We start from the raw sequence: 24,411 nt of genomic DNA on the forward strand, positions 1-24,411 counted from the left end.
GGAAATCTAAAGAAAAAAAGGTTCTCGAAAATCGAGAACCTTTTGACTATTTTGCATACCAGGCTAAACCTTCATATTTCCAGCCGTGCTTAACTAAATTATTTTTTTCATTCGTGTTCAATGTGTAGTGATGCGCGCCAGCTTTAGCATTTGGATTGTATAATCGATGTAACGCATTAGGGCCGCCAGAGTACCAAGAAATCCCTTCATATCTCCAGCCCTTCTTGATTAAATTGTCTTTTTCATAAGCATGAAGAGTATAATGATGATCTCCTGCATTAGGGTTGTACAAACGATAAACTGGATTGCCGGAGGTTGGTCCATTCCAACCAATCCCTTCGTATTTCCAGCCTTTTGAAACTAAGTTGTTCTTTTCAGCAACATTTTGTGTATAAAAATGTTCGCCGCTGTTCGGATTATAAACACGGTACATTTGCACACTATTTGCCGGAGGCGTTGGTGTCGGGTTACTAAAGGTTGATGTATAATCTGCGTTAATGTCAAAATTCCCGCTAATACCAGGGAATGATAATTGCGAAGACCATTGCCAAGCTCCGTATTGGGTATAAAAATTTGTTGTTGATAAATTATATGGATAAGCAGCAACCCATATATTTTTATATCCAATAGTAGCAGCATTAATCCGTCCAGTGGTCAACCAATTCAAACCAATGTAATGTCGAACATTTCCATATCCTAAGCTTTTTAAACGATTTTCAAATGCCCTAGAGTTATTTGTATGGTTTCCTTTACCAAGAATTTGAGGTTCCTCGATATCATTTACCATAACTGTACCACTACTCAAACCGAATTTCTTAGCTGCAGCCGCAAAATAATTCGCCTCTGCCACGGCTTGAGCATCGCTCGTAAACCAACTATAGTGGTAGGCAGAAACTTTCATTCCCGCTGCCATAGCATTGTTAATCTGTGACTGAGCGTAAGGGTTAGTATAACTGGTAGCTTCTGTTAGCTTGACAACAACCCCCGTAACACCATAGCCTTTCATTTTTTGGAAGTTTGCAACAGAAATATTTCCATTATGAGAGGAAATATCAATAAAACTTTTACTAGGGGTATTAGTATTCGTTGCTGATACAGATGGAAGCGAAGCAAATAATTGGATACTTGGATATAAATCAGAACGTCCTTTCGGTAAAGACATTGTTCCCTCTGCTGTCTCCATTTGCGATTGCGGAACTGTCACTTCTTCTGCTTCTGTTTCAACACTATCAGTCGTTTGTTCAGAGTCAGAATTTCCCGTAGTCTGTGATTCGATTTGTGGAACACTTGCAGTTGAATCAGTGATCGATGAACTTTGAGTGATTTGTTGACTGCTTTCTATTTGATTTTCTTCAGCTAGAGCTATAGTCGAAAAATTTAAACATAGCACTGATAAAAAACATAGTCCTAAAATTTTTCTCTTCATTTTCTCCTCCTTAGGGTATTAAAACATAAAATAATTACATCATTTAAAAACGAGAATGACCCTCATTTCATTAATAATTCAATATTACCAAATTTAAGAGTTATTTTGAAGTTATTCGTTATAAATATCTATAAAAAAAGTGAGAAACTAAATTCATGAGTATCCTTAGTTAGCAAAAATACTAGTGAATAAAAAAATGTGACGCATAATCTGCGCCACATAGTTTAACTACCTGCTTAATTAACCAGTACTGCTTATTTTTCTACAGCAGTTCCAGTTACTAATTCAACAGCTTTTTTCATTTTAATATCGTGTTCAAGCATATCTTCCGTTAAAACACGACGGATTTGCTCTTCTGGCATTTGATACATTTCAGCCAAGTCTTTGATTTCTTTCGCGATATCTTCCTCAGAAGCTTCAATTTTCTCTGCTTCAACAATAGCTTCCATGACTAAGTTTGTTTTCACTCGTCCTTCTGCTTCACCTTCAAATTGAGTATGAAGATCTTCCTCAGTTGAACCAGTTAATTGATAGTACATTTCTGGTGAGATTCCTTGACGTTGCATGTTATTTAAAAATTCATCCATCGAACGGTGAACTTCATCATGAACCATTACATGTGGAAGTTCTACGATTTCAGCATTCTCAACAGCTTGCTTGATTGCAGCTTCGTCTTTTGCTTCTTTCGCAGCTTCTTCTTTTTGTTTTGTTAGTTCATCACGATATTTTGCTTTTAATTCATCTAATGAATTCACTTCTTCATCAACATCTTTAGCAAAATCATCATCCAATTCAGGAAGTTCTTTTGCCTTTACTTCGTGAATCGTTACTTTGAATACAGCTTCCTTACCAGCTAAATCTTCTGCTTGGTAATCTTCTGGGAAAGTAACTGTTACATCTAAGCTTTCACCTGCTTTGTGTCCGACTAATTGCTCTTCAAAGCCAGGAATAAATGAACCAGAACCTAATTCAAGAGAATAGTTTTCACCTTTTCCGCCTTCAAATGCTTCTTCACCAACGAAACCTTCAAAATCAATTACAGTAGTGTCGCCGTTTTCAGCAGCTTCGTCTTCTTTGATAACTAGCTCTGCTTGAGATTCTTGTTCTGATTTCAAACGCGCTTCTACATCAGCGTCAGAAACTTCAACATCTTGTTTAGGAACTTCTAACTCTTTATAGTCACCTAATTTAACTTCAGGTTTTACAGTAACCTCTGCTTTAATAACCCAAGCTTCGCCTTTTTCCATACTGTCAACATCAATTTTGGGTTGAGAGACTGGATCGATGTCTGCTTCTTTTACGGCAGCTTCATAAGCTGCTGGTAATACATCATTCAACGCATCTTCATACAATGCTTCTTCACCGTACATACGGTTAAATACTTGACGAGAAACTTTTCCTTTACGGAAGCCAGGTACATTAAGATTTTTTTTCACTTTGTTGAATGCATTTGTTAATCCCTTTTGAATCTCAGTTTGTTCAATTGAGAAAGTTAACACACCATCATTGGTGCCTGTTTTTTCAAAATTTGCAGTCACGTTTGTTCCCTCCGAATACTAATATACTTGCATTTTGCATACCATTAAATATTACACTACTGATTATGAATTGTAAATATAAAGCTTTTACTCTGGGCATTTTTTAATGATAATCGAACATAAGTTGTTTTATTTTCATACGCACGCTTTCGATCGCTTCATCAAGTGGTTTTGAGCATTCCGAATACTCGGATAGATAACTGGACACCCAAGCATCCGGTTTCATGAACGAACTTTGAAGAGGGTATAAAAAAGCCATTTCTAGTTTTACTTGCTCCATTAAACTCGCTAACAAGATTGGATTCTCGTCTTCTAACTCCTCACTCAGGTGTTTTTCAATTCTTTTTTGCAGCGTATCGTCAAATCCAGAATAAGCAGGAGATAATTCTACAATTTCATCTTGTATGGTTAGATAACGTACACTTTCAGATACCCCTACACGTGCTAAACTTTCGAATAAATAACTTCGAACCAATGGTGCAATTCGTCTGTCTATCATATACGATTTAGCCAAAGTTTGTAGCCGATCTACAGGCAGCTGCCTAATCCTTCGTACTAGGGTTAATTGCTCGAGCGCATTCATGGTTGGAAGCAGATTCAGCTCATCCTCAAGTTGTTTGAATACTGCTTGTTGCTGATGTTGGTAAAACCTCTCTTGATCATCAATTCGTGTCAACCAGATATCTCTTTGCTCTTCTGTCAACTGTTTTATCTTTTGCGAACGCCATAAAAATTCTCTAGCTTCATAAAATTTTTGTGCATATAATTGAATTTGTAGAAACAAATCGATTGTATCCAGAGTTTCTAAGTAACTATCTGGCATTTCATCTGCAAACAATAATGCTTCAGAAAATTCTCCTTGTTCCAAAGCCATGCTAGCAATTAAGAAGTTAAGCTTCGCTGTTGGCTTCTCTTTATAAGCCTGTTTATAGTTTTCTAACGCTTCTTGATAATTTCCTGCGGAAAAAGCCTTTGCCGCAAGCGTTAAGTAATACTGATCATTGTTTGGAAAATCTATTGGATTCATTTCTGTACAAAGCCCTCTCTAGCTGCTAATAGATTTAGTGTCACAACACTCGTATCTGAAAAATAATCACCTATGTGTTGTTTATTGGGGGTAAAAATAGTGACAAGGTATCCTAACATAAAAATAGAGCCACGTAGAACAAAACGACAGGCACCTTCACGGACTAAAACCGTTGGCCAACTCAGTTCCTCTTCCTCAAAACAGATAACTCTGATTCCAAAAACCATTTTTCCTATTGTTTGTCCATGATTTAGTTTTGTCAATAAAATAAAATACGCTAAGTATACGAGCAATGATAAAAATCCGTAAAGACTAAGTAATTCCTCGCTTTTAGACACCCCAATTAGATTTGCAGGGAACCCTATAATGATTCCTGTTAGGGCTGTAATACAAGCTAAATCCAATAGATAAGCAAAAAAACGAATCCAGAAACCAGCATAAAAATAGTCTGGGTAATCATGAAATTGATGTTGACGCTGTTTTTTTTCTAACAATTGTGTCACTGGTCCTACTGCTGGTCTTTGATTAGTTTCTTCCTCCATTATTATTCCCCTCCATATAAATACATTGCTTTAGGTGCTTGTGGAGTTCCAATACTTTTTACAATATTTGTCATCAATTCCTCTTGCGAAGGCTTAAGACCTTGCATATCTGCTAAATTGTTTCCTAACCATGTATTCATGAAATTAGTAGTTCCACTTTTGTATGAAATGACTTTCGCCCCAGTCAGACCTTCATTTCGTTTAAGTGCGATCAAAGCCTGATCAGGATATCCAATTTCATCTATCAAACCGTTATCGAGTGCCTGTGCACCATCATAGATCCTTCCGTCTGCCAATTTCCTTACCTTTGCTTCATCCATATTACGCCCTTCAGCAACAGTCTTAACAAATCGACTATACATGCTGTCAACAAAGGACTGCAAAACTTCTTTATCTTCTTTTGTTTGCGGACGCGAAGACGAACCAATGTCTTTAAGCGCACCACTTTTAACTGTTGCATCTGTGATTCCAAGTTTTTCCATCAGTCCAGAATAATTAACACTTGACATGATGACCCCAATAGATCCGGTCATCGTGTCCTCAGAGGCAAAAATCCGATCAGAGTTAGCGGCAATATAATAACCACCGCTAGCAGCTTGACTCTCCATAGAAGCATAAATCGGAATTTTCTTGTCCTTTTGAATTTCTTTCAAAGCACGAGTGATTTCTGCTGTTTCATAAACAGAGCCACCTGGAGAATTTATCTCTAATAAAATGCCTTTAACAGTTGAATCATCTTTAATTTTCTCTAGCTGTTTCATAAACGAAGTATGATTATAGCCGCCAGTTGAAAACAACCCACTTGTGCCATCGTTAATGATGGTGCCCTCTACAACTAATTTAGCAATTTTTTCTGTGTCTGATCCTTCTTCAACGGTCTCTTCTTGAGGCTCATTGTTTCCATACAATAATTCATTCACTTGACTGAGTTCCTTTTTGCTTTCGTTACTACGGCTGATTGATGAAGATATTGCTGAAAAAATTAACAACACTACCGCAATACCAATCGCAACCCAACGTCTCTTATTCATTTTCTACCTCCTAGTATAAGTTACGAATAATTACTACTTTTTCTATCGGTCCATCAGCATTCATTTTTTCTGCTTTTTCTACTAAAGAATAGCCCCCGAAAAGCTCATGTGTTAATGGATCTTCAATATTAAAGGTTTGAGCTTCCTCAATACTTAAGGCATCCGGGCTGATTTCTTGAATGCTATCCCAGCCTGTATCTAAAAAAATTTTTGTTTCGTTGTTCACTTCGGGATTATTCGTAATTTTTTCTAAAAACTTACGTAAATCGCCAACAGTTAAGTTTTCTGGTTGATTCATTTTATTTTCTCCTCTCCGTTTATTCTGTGAAAATTGATTTCCCGTAATATTTTTTTATCATAATAAACGTCTTTGGCAAGCTATAAAAAAAGTGGTTAAAAGATGCCTATTAAATGATACTTTTCTATTTTACCCTATTCTTCCAATAGATGAAATGCAGAAGGTATTTTGCTTTTTGCATTTCAATTTCACAAATATCATATATACCAATTTGTTTAAAATAAAAAAACATTTGACTACAAGCGAAGTTTATATTATATTAATCATTGTTTCCGATGTTAAAACAAAAAAATCTTAAATGTACCAATAAGATAGCGCCAGACCTTTTATAAGGTGACGAGGAAGAAGCTAATCGAAATATTCGGCGGGTGGCTTCAGGGCAGCTGTACTCTACAGACTATTACAAAAACTTTTTTAAAGAACAAAGAAATGGTCATACAGCTCGGAAACATATAATGACAGGAAAGTAGGAAGACATTATGTGTGGAATTGTAGGAATTGTGGGAAATGAGCAAGCAACAAGTATTTTAGTAAATGGTTTAGAGAAATTGGAGTATCGCGGGTATGATTCTGCCGGTATTTTCGTGGCTGACGAAAAAGAAGATTTCTTAATTAAGTCACAAGGTCGTATTAAAGAGCTAGCTGAAAAGATTGGCTCTGAAGTCCATGGTTCCATTGGCATTGGGCATACACGCTGGGCAACACACGGGGAGCCTAGTGAAGAAAACGCACACCCTCACACTTCACAAAGTAAACGTTTTGTATTGGTTCACAATGGTGTAATTGAAAATTATGATGAATTGAAGGAAAAATATTTAACAGATGATACCTTTTACGGTGAAACAGACACAGAAATCGCTGTTCATTTAGTTGAGTATTTCGCAAATCAAGGCCTTTCAACCAAAGATGCTTTTCGGAAAGCTCTCAAAGAAATTCATGGGTCGTATGCTTTTGGGTTAATTGATAAGAAGGACCGGGAGACGATCTTTGTCGGAAAGAACAAAAGCCCCTTATTAATTGGCTTAGGCGACGGATTCAATGTTGTTTGTAGCGATGCAATGGCGATGTTAGAACAAACCAATCAATTCGTCGAGATTAACGATGGTGAAATGGTTATTGTAACAAGTGATCACGTAGAGATTGAAGATGCTGCCGGCAACGAAGTCCAACGTGCCCCTTACGAAGCAAAAATTGATCTTTCCGATATGGAAAAAGGAACTTATCCATATTACATGTTGAAAGAAATTGATGAACAACCTGCTACGATGCGCCGGATCATCAGTGAATACACCGATGAAACAGGAACCGTCGTGATCGAAGATGAGTTGTTGCAGACTTTACTAAACAGCGACCGTATTTACATTGTCGCTTGCGGAACAAGTAACAATGCGGGTTGGGCAAGTAAACAAATTATTGAAGGCTTGGCTAACATTCCCGTTGAAATTCATTTATCTAGCGAGTTTGGCTATAATATGCCATTGCTTTCAGAAAAGCCTTTCTTTATCTACTTAACGCAAAGTGGAGAAACTGCAGATAGCCGTCAAGTTTTAGTAAAAACCAATGAACTAGGACACCCTTCTCTTACTGTAACAAATGTAGCAGGTTCAACATTATCTCGTGAAGCGAGCTACACCATGTTGCTACATGCAGGTCCAGAGATTGCAGTAGCTTCTACCAAGGCTTATACTGCGCAAATTGCAGCTTTGACGGTTTTAGCCAAAGCTGTAGGTGAAGCAAAAGGAGTTTCTGCTGCTAAAGAATTCGACTTAACAAAGGAATTAGGCATTGCAGCTAATGCGATGGATGTCATGATCGCTGAAAAAGCTATGATCGAAGAAATTGCTGAAGAATATTTGGCAACAACTCGTAATGCATTTTATATTGGCCGTTCTGAAGATTACTATGTTTCTATGGAAGTTGCTTTGAAGCTAAAGGAAATTTCCTATATTCAGGCAGAAGGCTTTGCCGCTGGTGAATTGAAACACGGAACAATCGCATTGGTCGAAGAAGGAACACCGGTTATCGGCATCATTACCGAAGCTGTTACAGCTCCTCACACACGAGGAAATCTCCGTGAAGTTGAAAGTCGCGGCGCTCATACACTAGTAATAGCTTCAGAAGAATTAAGTAAAGATGGTGACCAAATCATTTTACCTATAGTTCACCAATTCTTACGTCCGCTTGTTTCTGTTATCCCAGGACAATTAATTGCCTACTATGCAACATTATTACGCGGCTACGATGTTGATAAACCTCGTAATTTGGCAAAATCAGTAACAGTTGAATAATTGAATAAATTAAAAGGTTGAGAAAAATTTCTCAACCTTTTTTATGCAGAAAAACGCCCGACTAAAAAAGTCGGACGTTTATTATTAATCTAATCCAATTTCATCTCGAACAACAGTTGCGATTTTTTCAACATAGTAATCAACCTTTTCATCTGTTGGTGCTTCTGCCATGACACGTAGTAATGGTTCTGTGCCTGAAGGACGTACGAGAATTCGACCATCTCCATTCATTTCTGCTTCTGCCTCTTCAATCGCTTGTTTTATAGCGGGAACATCCATCGCTCCGTACTTATCGCTTACTCGAATGTTCACTAACTTTTGCGGATAAATAGTTACTTCACTAGCTAGCTCAGAGAGCTTTTTACCCGTTTGCTTCATAATGTTCAATAGCTGAACACCGGTTAACATTCCGTCACCTGTCGTATTATAATCTAAGAATAAAACATGTCCAGATTGTTCCCCACCAAGATTGTAATCATTTTTACGCATTTCCTCAACAACATATCTATCACCGACCTGCGTGATGACATCTTCAAGACCAATCTCTTCAATTGCCTTATGGAATCCTAAATTACTCATTACTGTAGTAACCACAGTATTTTTTTTCAATCGTTTACGTTCAGCTAAATATTTCGCACAAATATACATAATTCGATCACCATCGACAATATTGCCGAGTTCGTCAACAGCAATTACACGATCGCCATCTCCATCAAATGCTAAACCAGCATCTGCACCTTTTTCAACAACTAATTTAGCTAATGCTTCTGGATGAGTAGAACCTACTCCGGCATTGATATTTAACCCATTAGGTGATGTACCCATTGTATAAAAATCTGTTTCTAAATCTGCAAACAGACGATTAACGCTAGTAGATGTGGCACCATTTGCAGCATCAACACAAACAGTTAACCCGGATAAATCTCCTGAAATTGTTTGTACTAAGAATTGTGAATACTTCAGAAGTCCTTCATGAAACTCATCCAATGTCCCAAGCCCTTCGGCTGAAGGACGAGGTAATGTATCTTCCTCCGCATCAATTAAAGCCTCAATCTCAGCTTCTTGTTCATCAACAAGTTTAAATCCATCACCGCCAAAAAACTTAATCCCATTATCTTCAGCTGGATTATGAGAAGCAGAAATCATCACTCCTGCAGAAGCCTTCTGCAATCTTGTTAAATAAGCAACTCCTGGTGTAGAAATGACACCAAGTTGAAATACTTCGATACCTACAGATAATAATCCAGAAATCAAAGCTGTTTCTAGTAACTCTCCAGAAATTCGAGTGTCACGCCCAACTAGTACACGTGGACGACCTTCACTTTCATGATGTTGACTTAAAACATAACCACCACAACGTCCTAACTTAAATGCTAGTTCAGGTGTTAACTCCTTATTCGCGATTCCTCTTACTCCATCTGTTCCAAAATATTTACCCATTAAATTATATTTCCCTTCTTCATCTAGTTAGTAGATTGATTTGTCGAATCTTCTTGACTGTTTGTTGTCTGTGTAGCACTTGTTTCAGAAAATCTGGAAGCGTCGTCTGATTCTGCTACATCTTCAGTCGTCGACGAACTAGAATGATTTGTACTGCTAGTTTCCGATCCTTGGGACTTCTTAAAGACAGGCGTTACTTGTGCACTCACTGTTTTAGGGTTTATTTGATAGTCCCCAGAAGGTACATCAATAAACTTTTTTACAGTCCCTTGGATTCGACTCACATCGACTGGAATGCCGATACTGTCTATTTGATCAATTACTGACTGCACACCAGTAATTGTTACCTTTGTACGATTCAAGTCTATTTTGACGCTTTCTACATCCGAAGGCAAGTCCCCTTCTTGGATAGGGTAGATCGACACTTCTTTACTAGGCGTTTGAATCTCAAAATTAACTGTTACATTTTGTGGATCAGACTGAATTGGCAGTGCTTCTCCACTAGCATTTAACGCCTGAATAGGCGCTTGTATACTATCTTGATCTGTGGTCAACTTACTACTGTCAACCGAAGCAACAACACGATCAATTTCCTTCATAGTATTTTCGCCAGTAGTAATTTCAACCTTTTCAGGCTGTGTAGACATTTCCCCGATTTTCAGCCCATTATTGCTAGTTGTACTGCTTAAGATTGGGGATACGTCAAATTCTTTCTTTACCTTTTTCTCGATAGTCACAGAAATTTTTTCTGGTTCTATCGTGGCAAAAAGAGAGCTCGATAAATTTTTTGTTTTTAGCCGAATCTCGTGGGTTCCAGAAGACAGATTTCTTAAATCTGCAACAACACTGAAATCCCTTGTGTCAGGATCTACTTCCTTATTCAATTGTATGCGGTTAGCCCCGCTTAATTTAACCGATACATTCGATGAAAAACCATGAACAAAGTATTCATCTGAATCATAAAGGACATTTATAGGAACGTTCTGAATAGATTCCTCATAGTTTGTTTCAGACGAAATTAACTGACTAAAATTTTGACTATTTACATTAAAAAATAGAATTAAACTAAACACCAATGAGATCAGCATATATGGGGCATTACTTTTTTTAAACTTAATTCTCATTTTTGTCCTCCTTTAGTCAACCCTTCGAAAAAGGTTTGCAGAAGACTCTTCTTGCTGGCATTTTTTTCATCTGGCAACAACTCTCTACGCATTACAGCCAGATACTCTTCTTGAGACAAATCGTGAAGAAAATCATTATTCAGCGTGATACTAACCCCACCTGTTTCTTCAGATACTATAAACGTTAACGCATCACTGACCTCGCTGATACCTACCGCGGCTCGATGTCGAGTACCAAACTCTTTGGGGATCAGCATACTGTCCGATAATGGGAGATATGCCGAAGCAACCGCGATTTTTCCATTTTTTACAATAACTGCACCATCATGTAACGGCGTATTCGGTATAAATATATTGATCAATAGTTCTCCGGTAATATCTGCATCCAGAGCAATCCCAGTCTCGATAAATTCTTCTAGCCCTGTAAAACGTTGGATCGTTACTAATGCACCAATTTTCCTTTTTGACATATATTGAATCGCTTTGTCAAACGCAAGGATCATTCGCTCGTCGTCACGTTCTTCCTTTTTTGATGTTTTAAAGAATGAACTGCGACCTAAATGTTCCAAACCGCGTCGGACCTCTGGTTGAAAAATAACAATCGCCGCAATTACACCATAGGTAATGATTTGATTCATCAACCAGGACAATGTATGCAGACCAATCAATTCAGCAACAATTCGTATCCCAATAAAAATCGCCACACCTTTGATCAGTTGGACTGCCTTCGTTCCGCGAACAAGTTCAAACAAACGATAAATCAAAAACCAGACAACAAATATATCTAAAAGGTTGACGATGATATCCCAGGTTGAAAGATTCTCAGAAAAAAAGCTAAGCCAATATTCCGGTTTGAATAATTCAATTAGACGATTAGGCATAGATAACCTCTCTTTCTATCCAAAATTCTCTACAATTATACCACAGTGGTACAGGTCTAGCATAAAATTTAAGAAGGAAAGAAGGAGCCTTAATAAACAAAGACTCCTTCTCCTACTACTGTTTAATTTCTTCTATAATAATTTTGATGGTTACATGCTTTCTTATCTTACTATCTCGATATAACGACAACATCCAAAAAGTTATTGGTTTCTTTTTTCAGCGCGAGCAGCTCTGCGAGCGGCACGCCGTGCTGCTGCTTCTGGATCAGCTTTCCGCTCACTTTTTACTTTCTTTTCACTAGTAGTCTTCGTTACTTCAACTTTTGTTCCTTCTAATTTCGCACGAATTTTTTCTTCCTGTCCCGCCATGCGTGCATAGTTATAAAAACGTGTTTGAGCATCGTTTACTGTTTTTTGGTATAGGCGCTGTGCATCGTCAGGCTGCACTCTTTCTAGTGCTGAGAAGCGTGTCTGCTGTTTCATAAAGCCAATCATATCATCAAAGTTTGGTTTTTTATAATCCAACGTCATTGGGTTCTTTCCTTTTTCACGTTGAATTGGATTGTAACGATACAATGACCAATAACCAGAATTTACTGCATCTTTGGCCTCTTGTAGAGTTTTGCTCATTCCACCGCGCAAGCCGTGATTAATACATGGTGTATAAGCAATAATCAAAGAAGGTCCTGGGAATTTTTCAGCTTCTTCCAGAGCTTTGATTGTCTGCATTTGATTAGCTCCTGAAGCGATTTGCGCAACATAAACATTGCCATATGTCATCGCCATCATCCCTAAATCCTTCTTAGATTGATATTTACCACCCGCTGAGAATTTTGCGATGGCAGAAGCTGGTGTTGCTTTAGATGTTTGACCGCCGGTATTCGAATAGACTTCATTATCCATTACTAAGATATTTACATCTGCTCCACTAGCTAATATATGATCAATACCACCGAAACCAATATCGTACGCCCAACCATCTCCGCCAAACATCCATTGGCTAGTTTTGACAAATAAGTCACGGTTGTCATAGATCTCAGCTAGTTTAGCATTCTCCAACCCTTCTGCTTCAAGCGCTGAAGTTAACTTAGCTGCTCTTTGCTGGGTTCCGTCAGATTCATACATATGATCCATCCAGTCTTCCATTAACTCCCGTAAATCATCAGAAACCATATTTAGAACGTCATTAATTTTATCTGCTAATTCTTTACGTCGGGTTTGATTTGCCAAAAACATTCCATATCCATATTCAGCATTATCCTCGAACAATGAGTTAGACCACGCTGGCCCTTGACCTTTTTCGTTTGTTGTGTAAGGACTGACGGGGGCAGCCGCTCCCCAAATAGATGAACAGCCTGTCGCATTTGCAATCATCATCCGATCACCAAACATTTGTGTCATTAATTTCACATAAGGTGTTTCACCACAACCTGCACATGCTCCCGAGAATTCAAGCAGTGGTTGATTGAACTGTGAACCTAAAACGGAATTTGTTTTTGCTGGATTTGCCTTTTGCTTTAATGTCATTGAAAAGGCCCAATTGATTGCTTGTTCCTTCTCTTCTTCAAATGGTTTCATAACTAGTGCTTTGCCTTTAGCTGGACATGCTTCGACACAAAGACCACAGCCAGTACAGTCTTCAACTGAAACTTGAATACGATACTTCAAGCCATCGGCACCGCGCATTTCTCGGACGATGTATCCTTCTGGTGCTTCTTCCATTTCTTCTTCATCTGCCAAAAATGGGCGAATAGCCGCATGAGGACATACAAATGAACATTCGTTACACATTGTACAACGATCGCTAATCCAATGAGGAACCTCTAATGCCACCCCGCGTTTTTCAAATTTTGTGGTACCTGTTGGTATGGTTCCATCTGTCATGCCGTTTGCTACAAGGTCATTAACAGTAAGTGCATCTCCTCGTTGAGAATTGATCGGTTCAACAATTTGTTCAACATATTGTGGCACGGGAGATTTCCGTACATGGGCAGGCGTTTCAATGGTTTTCCACGTTTTAGGAATCTGTACCTGATGCAATAATTCAACGGTTTGATCAATCGCCGCAATATTCTTTTCTACGATTTCTAGTGATTTACGGCGGTAGCTTTTATCGGCTTCAGATTTTAAAATCTCTATCACTTCATCAAATGGGATAATGCCCGTCAAACTAAAGAATGCCGTTTGCATCACTGTGTTGATCCGCGAACCAAGCCCGACTTCCATGGCTAATTTAGCAGCATTAATTGTGTAAAATCTAATATTATTCTCGGCGATATAGCGTTTCATCTTAGTAGGTAATAATTTATCAATCTGCCCATCATTCCACATAGTATTCATTAAGAATATCCCGCCTGGTTTCAATCCTTTCAGCAAGTCATAGGTGTGAATATAAGCAGGTGTATGACAGGCGATAAAATCAGCACTTTCGACAAGATAGGTCGAGCGAATAGGTGTATCTCCGAAGCGCAAATGTGAAACAGTCAATCCGCCTGATTTTTTTGAATCATAACTAAAATAACCTTGCGCATATTTGTTCGTATGATCCCCGATAATTTTAATTGCTGATTTATTTGCCCCCACTGTTCCGTCTGAACCAAAACCCCAGAATTTTGCCTGATAAGTATTAGGGTTCGTCAAGTCAAGGGTTCCCTTTGTTTCGAGCGACATATTAGTTACATCATCAACAATACCAATAGTAAAACGCTTTTTGGTTTTTCCTTTCTCTTTTAACAATTCATCATATACAGCAATAATTTGGTCTGGTGTGACATCCTTAGAGCCTAAACCAAAACGTCCACCGATGATTCTAGGACGGATATCCGCTTCATACATGACGCCTTGAACGTCTAATAATAATGGCTCACCATCAGCTCCAGGCTCTTTTGAACGATCCAAAACAGCAATAGACTTCACAGAATTTGGAAGCTTTTCCAAAAAGTTCTCGGTTGGGAACGGACGATACAAATGAATATTTAAAAAACCAACTTTCCGACCATTAGCATTTAAATAGTCCACCGTTTGTTCGATCGTTTGTGCCACAGAACCCATTGCTACAATGACTTCTTCCGCATTTTCTGCCCCGTAATAAGTAATCAAATCATATTGAGTACCACGGAGTTTATTGATTTCAAACATATATTTTTGAGCGATTGCTGGCAATTCATCGTAATAACGATTGACTGTTTCGCGTTGTTGAAAATGTATATCAGGATTCTGATTCGTCCCACTAATTGTTGGATGATTTGGATTCATGCTTCGCTTACGGAATGCTCTTAACTTTTCTTGATCAACAAGCGGCGCCAATTCTTCATAGTCTAATACCTCAACCTTTTGAATCTCATGACTAGTACGAAAACCGTCAAAAAAGTTCATGAATGGGATGCTGCCTTCAATAGCTGCTAGATGCGCCACCGCAGACAAATCCATTACTTCTTGTACACTGCTCTCCTGTAGCATCGCAAATCCCGTTTGGCGTGCCGCCATTACATCTCCATGATCACCAAAAATATTTAACGCATTTGTTGTAACTGCGCGACTAGCCACATGAAAAACGGCTGGCAGTAACTCTCCTGCCATTTTATACATGTTTGGAATCATTAGTAATAATCCTTGCGATGCAGTATAAGTAGTTGTTAGTGCACCCGTTTTAAGCGCACCATGAACAACACCTGCGGCACCCGCCTCTGATTGCATTTCAGTAATTGATACCGGTTGACCAAATATATTTTTCTTTCCCTCTGAAGACCATTGGTCCACAAGTTCAGCCATTGTTGAGCTAGGAGTGATTGGATAAATTGCAGCTAACTCAGTAAATGCATATGAAATGTAAGCTGCTGCTGTATTTCCATCCATCGTTTTTTTCTTACGCATAGTTCTCCTCCTTATTGTAATTCGTCCTTTTTTCTTGGAAAAGACAACGATTCTATTGTTTTGTAACATTTCATTTAAGTGGTAAAATGACAGCTAAAAAATTTGCTCACCTAAAAATAGAAATCTTAACCTTATAATCTTTATAACAACGGATTTATTATAAACTAAGCTGAGTTATTTTCAAACAGACGTTTCAATCTTTTTAACTTATTTATATCAAAAGAGTTTGTTTTCTTTAGAATCTTTTGTAAACTAGACTATGAAAGGACGTGTTTATTCATGGATATTTCTATAATAAAAGCAAACTTAGTAAATGATTTCAATGGAATTAAAATTGGATCAGACACTGCGCCAAAGCGTTTAATTGAATTTATTAACCTACGATGTCCCTACTGCAAACAATGGTTTGAGGAATCCTATGAAACGCTGAGTCAAGCGGTCGAAGAAGGCAAAGTTCAACGTGTTATCAAGTTATTAGATAAAGATAAAATTAGCTTACAGCGCGGAAATGTAATGCACGAATATATTGACAATAATCCTGCCAAGGCTATGATTCAAATCAGACAAGCTTTTGAAACACAAGAAAATTGGCAAGACCTTGCTTTAGAAGCTGTAGCTGAGTATGCTGAAAAAACATTGGGTTTTATTCAACAAGCAAACCAAAATCTGCAAGGAGAAATCCGCAATGAGGCAGCCCAAGCAAACATTCAATTCGTACCAACCATTGTATTAGGTGATCATATTTTTGACGAATCCATTGATGAAGCAACTTTAAAAGCTTACATTGCTGAATAAACAGAAAAAAACCGTTTGACTATCAAACGGTTTTTTTTCGTAAATTATCGGCAAAATCATTAATTTTTCGAATTCTATGGTTGATACCTGATTTCGAAATGGCTCCTGATGGAATCATTTCTCCTAGTTCTTTTAGACTGATTTCAGGATTTTGAATCCTTAATTCTGCTATTTCCTGCAGCTTTTCTGGTAACGATTGTAGTCCAACCGTCGACTCAATAAAATGAATGTTCTCAATTTGCTTAGACGCAGCATCTATCGTTTTGTTCATATTGGCTGTTTCGCAATTCACTAGTCGATTGACAGAATTTCGCATATCACGAACGATTCGAACATCCTCAAATTTTAACATTGAATTCGTCGCACCAATCAAAGTTAGAAAATCAGCTATTTTCTCTGCGCCTTTAAGATAAGTGATATAGCCATTTCGGCGTTCCAGCGTACGGGCATTCAAGTCAAATTGATTCAACAGGTCACAAATATCTTGATTGTGTTCCTCGTAAATTGAAGATATTTCTAGATGATAACGGCTCGTTTCTGGATTATTAACTGAACCAGAGGCCAAAAATGCACCACGTAAATACGCACGAGTTTTTTCATCTGATTGCTTAATTTCATTCGATATATGCGCTTGAAACATCATACCGTCCATGATATCCAAATCCAATAAAATTTTCTGTGTTTCTTGCTTCAATCGAACAATGTAAACATTGTTTTTTTTCAATTTCATTTTCCGACGGACCAGTAACTCGCTTCGCACATTGTAATGCTCTTTTAATAAGGTGAAAATTCGACGAGCAATCGCCGCATTTTCAGTTTGCACATTCAAAACAAATTGATGATTACTCAAACTAAGGGAACCATTCATTCTTATCAATGCGGCTAACTCAGCTTGTGCGAGATTCTTTTGGACTGCCAGACCCGTTAACTCTTTTTTTACTTCTGCCGCAAAAGACATGACGAGCCCTCCTTCTCATAATAAAGAACTAATTTTCCTAAATAAAATTAGTTCTAACTAATGATTTACTATTTCGACACTTATTTAAAAATCCAGTCTTAAATTTTTGCACCAAAAACAATTCGAAATAGCTCATCGACAACTTTGTCTCCATCATGAAAGACGCCACCATCACGAAGTTTTAAAAAGTCAGTTGAAACAACTCGGCAGCCTTCTTCCCTTAAACCATTAAAATCATGTGTAACTTGTACCAAGTACTCATCATAGATCTCTGGATCCATATATCCTTCAGGAACTTTTTCAGTATTGACTAATACAGTGTCAATAAATTTGCTATCGAGGTGTTTGTGAAGAACACGAATATGATCCGCATCACTGAAATGTTCGGTCTCACCTTTTTGGGTCATAATGTTACAAATATAGACTACCTCTGCCTTTGTTGTACGAACCGCATTTCCTAGTTCCTCAATGACTAAGTTAGGCAAGATACTAGTGAATAAGGAGCCTGGTCCTAAGACAACCATATCTGCCTCATTGATAGCATTAACTACTTTACGTGCTGCGTGAATCGCTTTTTCACCATTTTTTTCTGTGACATAAACTCTTTCTATCGTCTTACGATCCAGAGCTATTTTTGATTCTCCCACTGCACTTGTTCCGTCATCAAAATCCGCGTGCAACACTAGCGGTGTTTCCGAAGAAGGGTAAATATGCCCGTCCACGTGCATCATCATGGAAAGTAATTGAATTGCTTCATACGTACTTTCTCGCATTTCTGATAAAGCCGCGATTAAAAGGTTCCCAATCGTATGATTTGCAAGAAATTTGTCATCCTCATGAAAACGATATTGAAATAAGTCTTCATAGAGCTTCGGCATGTCAGATAAGGCGGCCAAAACATTTCTCAAATCACCTGGGGGGGCCATGTCGATCGAATCGCGTAGTTCACCACTACTGCCACCGTCATCTGCTACAGTTACCACTGCTGTAATATCAGCACTTTGATTTCGTAAACTTTTTAAAATAACTGGTAATCCTGTCCCACCACCGATAACCACGATCTTCGGTTTACGAATACGGTATGTTTTCATTTTCATGAACGATTCACCGTCTCTTTCCGCTTATCCTTATCGCGATGAGTGATATTTACCTTGTACTCTGCATCCGTAATTGCCTTTCCAATACGCTCTGTCAAAGCGACTGACCGATGCTGTCCACCAGTACAGCCGATAGCAATCGTTAATGAACTTTTTCCTTCATTAATGTAGCCAGGCAGAATGTCCATAATTAAACGAACAAAATTCGTGTAAAAACTTTCTGTTTCAGGAAATGACATTACATAATCATATACCGGTTTGTCTAGCCCGGTTTGAGGCCGCAGGTCTGGAATATAGTGTGGATTCGGCAAAAAACGAACATCCATAACTATGTCAGCATCGATTGGCAACCCATATTTAAAGCCAAAAGAAACTACCTCCACGTGGAATCCCGCGTCATCCTTATCTTTAAACGTTTGATTAATTTTTTCTCGTAATTGACGTGGCGTTAAATCTGTTGTATCAATCATTAGAGTAGCTCTATTCTTTAAATCTTCCAAGATTGCGCGTTCTTTACGAATACCTTCAGTGATCATGCCATCCATCGCAAGCGGATGTGCGCGACGCGTCTCTTTGTAGCGAGAGACTAATTCTTCATCTGAACAATCTAAGAACAAGATACTTGTATCAATGAACCCTGTATTTTCTATCTCTATTAGCATTTTTTGAATATCTTCGAAAAATGAGCGAGAACGTAAATCTACTACTAAAGCGATCTTAGTTACTTTTCCTGATTCACGGATCAATTCCCAAAACTTCGGAATTAAACCTGGAGGCATATTATCTACACAAAAATACCCCATATCTTCAAAACTTTGAATTGCGACAGTTTTACCTGCACCACTCATACCTGTAATGACAACCAAATGTAAACTATCAGTCATTTGTGTCACTCCTTTCACGTAATTAGAAACTCACTCCTGAGAATGATTATTTTAATTTACTATTGTTCTATATAGACGATATTGCGATTTGAAATACGTTGATAGGCTCATCAATAATCATAAGCAAAATTTTTGAACCAAATAAAAAGATGCCAAAGAAACCATAAGCTAGCTTCTTTCGCTATCTAAAAAAATTATAACACTCCTGGCGTGTCTTTGCTACTCATTTGTCATTCTTTAGATTTTCCTAATAGAATAGAAACTGAAAAAAATGTGCAAATAAAAAACAGATCTCCTATTTAGAAGATCTGTTTTTCTGTGCTAATTCAATTGTCCGATCCGCTAAAATAGATTGCGCATCAATTACTGGAAAAGGAACTTCTTTTGTCAATTCTTGAACTAAAGACAGCTCGGTACAGCCAAGAATAGCATTCTGACAACCATATTTTTCAAAAACATCTGAAAGAATCTCTAGATACAAATCACTGTTGATATAATCATTCTCTTTTACATCGTGATAAATTAGATGATTAACCTTCTCTTGTAAGTCTGGCTTAGGAATCAAAACTTCAAATCCTTTTGCCTCTAGCTCACTTTGATAGACCTTAGCGGAAATTGTCCCAGCAGTTGCTAATACTGCGATTTTCTCGCCGGGTTTATGATGCTTTGTCACTTCATTTACAGCTTCACGCGGCATATGCAGCAACGGAATATTTGTTGCCCCCTGTAGTTGATCAAAAAAGTAATGAGCAGTATTGCAAGTGAGTACAATAAAATCCGGCTGTAATAGGTTTTGTTTCTCTATATCATCCAATAAAAAGGGTAATGGACTTGGTGCTTCGTGATCTAAAATAAAAGCCGTGCGGTCAGGAACCGTTGCATGATTGAACATCACATAGTTTAAGTATTCTTGATCATTATGAGCATGTGTACGTTGGTTAAGGATTCGAATAAAACTTTCCGTCGCCATCGTCCCCATTCCACCAAGAATACTAAAGAAATTTTCCATACTTATCCTTCTTTCTCTTTAAAGAATAGATCGAAGCGTCCTTTGTACTTGCTGAACATATACTTCATTAAAATCCACCGCATCAAGGACATATCTTTCTTGTAAAAGACTGTCGTTCCCCAATGGTCATTTTTGATCATTTCTAGAGCTTTTTCTTTTTCCTTATTATTTCGAGCAAATTTCTCAAAAACACCCTTCGGAACCCCCATCCATAACATGGATGTAGCTGGTTCTGCTTTACCGTAAATCGTTTCAGTAAACGACTTTTCAAAAACGCGATCTTCAGTTACGTATTGTGCTAAATTGAAGCCATTTAAAGTAACGAAGAAACTACTGCGTCCTTGCCGTAAGTTGATTTCAAACAATTTATATTCTCCATCACGAGGATCGTACTTCATGTCAAAATTTGCAAAACCGGTATAGTTGATTTTCTCTAAAAATCCTTTAATTGTCTGGTAGATCTTCTCGTTATATTCAGGCATGATCGCCACATAGTTTCCAATCGCTTCTGGAGAAGGATCTTCTAATAATGGATGTCCCAAGCACATCATGCGAACCTGATGGTTTTGATCGACATAAGCATTCAATACACGCATGTTGCTATCGTCTCCAGGAATAAAGTCCTGCGCAATCATTTCACTCGTATAACCAGCTTGATAAATACGCTCAATGATTGTGTCAAATTCATCACGAGTATCTAAAATAAAGGCTTTTTTTCTTCCTTCAAAATCAACTGATAGCCATTCCACACTATTCGCTGGTTTTAGTGCAACAGGAAAATCAAAGGGTAAATCCTGTTTTAACTTACCAGCCTCTAACATATCTTCAGTAATGATAAATGTTTTTGGATAAGGCAAATCATAATTTTCGCAAATTTCATAAAAGCTGACTTTACTAATCAGACTTTGGAGTAAATCAAAATCAATATACGGACAAATAAACCATTCGGAAAGCTCTTCTTTATGTTGTGAAACTAGCTCAGCGTATCCATCACCGCAAGCAATCAATAAATATTTTACATTAGGATCGTTGTACGTATTTTTTCCTAATTCGCGCATCTGCTCGATGAACACAGGATCCTTATCAAATCCTGGTACAACATGTACGTTCACGATCTTACTATATTTTGTTGGTGCTAATTGTAGACCAGCATAAGCCTCTGATACGATTCCATAGGCTTCGTGAAAAGAACGGGCCATACCGTAAACGTTGATATCGCTCCCTAATAAAATCGGGACAAATTTTTGATTTTCATTCATATTCTCTTACACCTTCTCATTCTAAATCCTTGATAATCATACCATAAAGAAAAATGCAAGCAAAGGAGAATCCTTTGCTTGCATCAAGCTTTATCAGTTATTTATTTTTTTAAGACGCGTTTTAAATAATGTCCTGTATAACTGTCTGGTACTTCAGCAATCTCTTCCGGTGTCCCTGTTGCTAGTATGGTTCCACCACCGTCGCCGCCTTCTGGTCCTAGATCGATAACGTAGTCGGCTGATTTAATCACATCCAAATTATGTTCAATCACTAATACCGTATTTCCTGCGTCAACAAAACGTTCCAGAACCTTTAACAAACGAGCAATATCATCTGTATGAAGTCCTGTTGTCGGCTCATCCAAAATATAGAAATTCTTTCCATTGGAATTCTTATGAAGTTCACTAGCAAGCTTCATTCGTTGAGCCTCTCCACCTGAAAGTGTTGTCGCAGGCTGCCCCATCGTGACATAGCCTAAACCAACGTCAACAATTGTTTGAAGTTTTCGATGAATTTTAGGAATGTGTTTGAAGAATTCCACAGCATCTTCAACAGTCATTTCCAGAATATCCGCAATATTCTTTCCTTTATAATGAACTTCCAATGTTTCGGAGTTGTAGCGTTTGCCGTGACAAACTTCACACGGCACATAAACATCAGGTAAAAAATGCATCTCAATTTTGATGATTCCATCTCCGCGACAAGCTTCACAACGTCCGCCCTTTACATTAAAGCTGAACCGACCCTTTTTGTAACCGCGAATCTTCGCTTCATTTGTCTGAGCAAACAAATCTCGAATATCATCAAAAACACTTGTATAGGTTGCTGGATTGCTCCGCGGTGTTCTCCCGATTGGACTTTGATCAATATCAACTAATTTTTCGATATTGTTGTAACCAGTAATTTTTTTGAATTTTCCTGGTTTGTTTGAATTACGATTCAACTTCTGTGCGAGAGCCTTTTTCAAGATCTGATTAACTAAAGTAGACTTCCCAGATCCTGAGACACCCGTCACAGCAACAAATTTCCCTAATGGGAACTCGGCATCAATGCTTTTCAAGTTATTTTCAGCAGCGCCAGTAACTTTTATTTTCTTTCCATTTCCTTTTCGACGTTCTTTTGGCACAGCGATTTCTCGTTTTCCAGATAAATATTGACCAGTCAAGGATTTTGGATTTTTTTCAACTTGTTTAGGTGTTCCAGCAGCGACAATCTCGCCACCTTGATCCCCTGCACCTGGACCGACATCAATCAGATAATCTGCCGCACGCATTGTATCTTCATCATGCTCTACTACAATCAAAGTATTTCCTAAATCTCGCATTTTCTTCAAAGACTCAATCAAGCGGTCATTGTCTCGCTGATGCAAACCAATCGAGGGTTCATCTAAAATATACAAGACACCAGATAGGTTTGAACCGATTTGAGTCGCCAACCGAATTCTTTGAGCCTCTCCACCAGACAAGGTCCCTGAAGCTCGGCTCAAGGTAAGATAATCTAACCCAACATTTCGTAAGAAGCTAAGACGATCCTTGATTTCTTTCAAAATAGGCTTAGCGATTACCTTTTCCTGTTCGCTTAATGCAACGGTTTCGAAAAAATCGAGTGCTCTATTAATAGAGTCTTCACTAACTTGTCCAATATTAACATCATTGATTTTCACTGATAAAGCCTGTGGATTCAACCGATAACCGTGGCAGGTTTGACATGTTAATTCCGTCATATATAAACGCATTTGATCACGGGTAAAATCACTGTTCGTTTCTGCATAACGTCGGTTAATATTGTTAATAATCCCTTCAAAAGGAACTTCTACATCACGAACACCGCCAAAGTCATTTTCATAATGGAAATGGAAATTTTCTCCATTTGAACCATTCAAAATGATTTCTTGATGTTCTTTTGGCAAATCCTCAAACGGAGTATCCATATCAATACCGAAACTCAAGCATGCTTGCTCTAGCATTTGAGGATAGTATTGAGAACTGATCGGATTCCAAGGAATCAATGCCCCTTCACGCAACGTTTTACTTTGATCAGGAATAACTAAATCCAAATCGACTTCCAACTTAACCCCTAATCCGTCACAATCTGGACAAGCTCCAAACGGCGCGTTGAATGAAAACAGTCGAGGTTCAAGTTCGCCTACTGTAAAACCACAATAAGGACAAGCGTAGTGTTCGCTGAATAGCATTTCTTTTTCCCCGATCACATCAACAATCGCATACCCTTCAGCTAAGCGTAACGCTGCTTCGAAGGAATCAAATAGACGCGAGCGGATACCTTCCTTAACAACAATACGATCGACGATGATTTCGATATCGTGTTTTTTATTCTTGGTTAGTTCTGGAGCATCTGTCACATCATATAATTCTCCATCAACACGCATACGGACATAACCTTCTCGTTGAATCATTTCGAAAACTTTTTTGTGTTGTCCTTTTTTCTTTGCAACAACTGGCGCTAATATTTGAATTTTGGTTCGCTCAGGTAATTCAAGCACCTTGTCGACCATCTGCTCAACAGATTGAGAGGTAATTTCAATATGGTCGTTCGGACAGATTGGATGACCTACTCGTGCGTATAACAAACGCAAATAATCATTAATCTCCGTCACGGTTCCTACTGTTGACCGAGGGTTTTTACTTGTAGTTTTTTGATCAATAGATATCGCTGGACTCAATCCATCAATGCTGTCAACATCAGGCTTATCCATTTGACCCAAAAACTGCCGCGCATAAGCAGATAGGCTTTCCACGTATCTACGCTGTCCTTCAGCATATAGCGTATCAAAGGCCAGCGAACTCTTTCCTGAACCTGATAAACCAGTAACAACCACCATCTTATCACGAGGAATCGTGACATCTACATTCTTTAAATTGTGAGCTCGCGCTCCATGAATTACTATCTTATCATTTGCCATTTATTTCTCCTTGTTCA

Annotated in this window: 18 protein-coding genes; 2 read left to right on the forward strand and 16 right to left on the reverse strand. The window is 38.2% G+C overall.

The features are described 5' to 3' along the window. Positions 1–46: 46 nt before the first annotated feature. The 6 genes from J9537_RS08490 to J9537_RS08515 all read right to left on the reverse strand — a co-directional run bounded on the left by J9537_RS08490 (position 47) and on the right by J9537_RS08515 (position 5,862). Positions 47–1,426, reverse strand: a complete 1,380-nt coding sequence (locus tag J9537_RS08490; RefSeq protein ID WP_218255695.1) for a GH25 family lysozyme — start codon at positions 1,424–1,426, stop codon at positions 47–49. A gap of 254 nt (positions 1,427–1,680) precedes the next feature. Then, entirely contained in the window at positions 1,681–2,964 is a 1,284-nt protein-coding gene (tig, locus tag J9537_RS08495) for a trigger factor (RefSeq protein ID WP_218255697.1), read from the reverse strand. A gap of 103 nt (positions 2,965–3,067) precedes the next feature. After that, positions 3,068–3,991, reverse strand: coding sequence for a tetratricopeptide repeat protein (locus J9537_RS08500; protein ID WP_218255699.1), 924 nt, complete (start codon positions 3,989–3,991; stop codon positions 3,068–3,070). Continuing rightward, entirely contained in the window at positions 3,988–4,533 is a 546-nt protein-coding gene (locus J9537_RS08505; protein WP_218255700.1) for an RDD family protein, read from the reverse strand. Before J9537_RS08505 ends, J9537_RS08500 begins: the two co-directional genes overlap by 4 nt. A 2-nt stretch (positions 4,534–4,535) precedes the next feature. Next, a complete protein-coding gene (sppA, locus tag J9537_RS08510; RefSeq protein ID WP_218255701.1) occupies positions 4,536–5,564 on the reverse strand; it encodes a signal peptide peptidase SppA in 1,029 nt (342 codons plus the stop codon). Between the two features lie 10 nt (positions 5,565–5,574). Next, on the reverse strand, positions 5,575–5,862 hold the full coding sequence (locus J9537_RS08515; RefSeq protein WP_010745005.1) for a hypothetical protein: 288 nt from the start codon (positions 5,860–5,862) through the stop codon (positions 5,575–5,577). A gap of 479 nt (positions 5,863–6,341) precedes the next feature. Here J9537_RS08515 and glmS point away from each other — a divergent pair, with 479 nt between their 5' ends. After that, positions 6,342–8,150 (forward strand): glutamine--fructose-6-phosphate transaminase (isomerizing), encoded by a 1,809-nt coding sequence (gene glmS / locus J9537_RS08520; protein WP_218255703.1) that lies wholly within the window; start codon positions 6,342–6,344, stop codon positions 8,148–8,150. 84 nt (positions 8,151–8,234) lie between these two features. Here the strand turns inward: glmS and glmM are convergent, their stop codons facing one another. From glmM to nifJ, 4 genes are all read right to left on the reverse strand, one after another. Beyond that, positions 8,235–9,590, reverse strand: coding sequence for a phosphoglucosamine mutase (glmM, locus tag J9537_RS08525; protein ID WP_218255705.1), 1,356 nt, complete (start codon positions 9,588–9,590; stop codon positions 8,235–8,237). 23 nt (positions 9,591–9,613) lie between these two features. Next, positions 9,614–10,714 (reverse strand): CdaR family protein, encoded by a 1,101-nt coding sequence (locus J9537_RS08530; RefSeq protein ID WP_218255706.1) that lies wholly within the window; start codon positions 10,712–10,714, stop codon positions 9,614–9,616. Further along, complete coding sequence (gene cdaA / locus J9537_RS08535) at positions 10,711–11,595, reverse strand: diadenylate cyclase CdaA (protein WP_218255708.1); 885 nt, start codon at positions 11,593–11,595, stop codon at positions 10,711–10,713. The genes J9537_RS08530 and cdaA overlap by 4 nt, the downstream gene beginning before the upstream one ends. Positions 11,596–11,796: 201 nt before the next feature. Then, entirely contained in the window at positions 11,797–15,468 is a 3,672-nt protein-coding gene (nifJ, locus tag J9537_RS08540) for a pyruvate:ferredoxin (flavodoxin) oxidoreductase (RefSeq protein WP_218255710.1), read from the reverse strand. 279 nt (positions 15,469–15,747) lie between these two features. On the opposite strand from nifJ, the gene J9537_RS08545 reads away from it, so the two are divergent. After that, positions 15,748–16,263, forward strand: coding sequence for a thioredoxin domain-containing protein (locus tag J9537_RS08545; protein WP_218255712.1), 516 nt, complete (start codon positions 15,748–15,750; stop codon positions 16,261–16,263). A gap of 22 nt (positions 16,264–16,285) precedes the next feature. Here J9537_RS08545 and whiA read toward each other — a convergent pair whose 3' ends face one another. The 6 genes from whiA to uvrA form a co-directional block, all read right to left on the reverse strand. Beyond that, positions 16,286–17,221, reverse strand: coding sequence for a DNA-binding protein WhiA (whiA, locus tag J9537_RS08550; protein WP_218255714.1), 936 nt, complete (start codon positions 17,219–17,221; stop codon positions 16,286–16,288). A gap of 98 nt (positions 17,222–17,319) precedes the next feature. Continuing rightward, complete coding sequence (locus tag J9537_RS08555) at positions 17,320–18,318, reverse strand: gluconeogenesis factor YvcK family protein (RefSeq protein ID WP_010745013.1); 999 nt, start codon at positions 18,316–18,318, stop codon at positions 17,320–17,322. Next, on the reverse strand, positions 18,315–19,202 hold the full coding sequence (gene rapZ / locus J9537_RS08560) for an RNase adapter RapZ (RefSeq protein WP_010745014.1): 888 nt from the start codon (positions 19,200–19,202) through the stop codon (positions 18,315–18,317). Before rapZ ends, J9537_RS08555 begins: the two co-directional genes overlap by 4 nt. Positions 19,203–19,497: 295 nt before the next feature. Further along, complete coding sequence (locus J9537_RS08565) at positions 19,498–20,211, reverse strand: amino acid racemase (RefSeq protein ID WP_218255715.1); 714 nt, start codon at positions 20,209–20,211, stop codon at positions 19,498–19,500. A gap of 2 nt (positions 20,212–20,213) precedes the next feature. After that, the gene (locus J9537_RS08570; protein WP_218255717.1) at positions 20,214–21,470 is read right to left on the reverse strand and encodes a carboxylate--amine ligase; all 1,257 of its coding nucleotides are present in this window, start codon (positions 21,468–21,470) and stop codon (positions 20,214–20,216) included. A gap of 101 nt (positions 21,471–21,571) precedes the next feature. Further along, positions 21,572–24,394: an excinuclease ABC subunit UvrA gene (gene uvrA, locus J9537_RS08575; RefSeq protein WP_218255719.1), complete on the reverse strand. Its 2,823-nt coding sequence runs from the start codon at positions 24,392–24,394 to the stop codon at positions 21,572–21,574. Positions 24,395–24,411 lie beyond the last annotated feature (17 nt).

This window comes from Enterococcus raffinosus (genome assembly GCF_019175485.1).
In the GTDB taxonomy this organism is placed as follows: domain Bacteria; phylum Bacillota; class Bacilli; order Lactobacillales; family Enterococcaceae; genus Enterococcus_A; species Enterococcus_A raffinosus.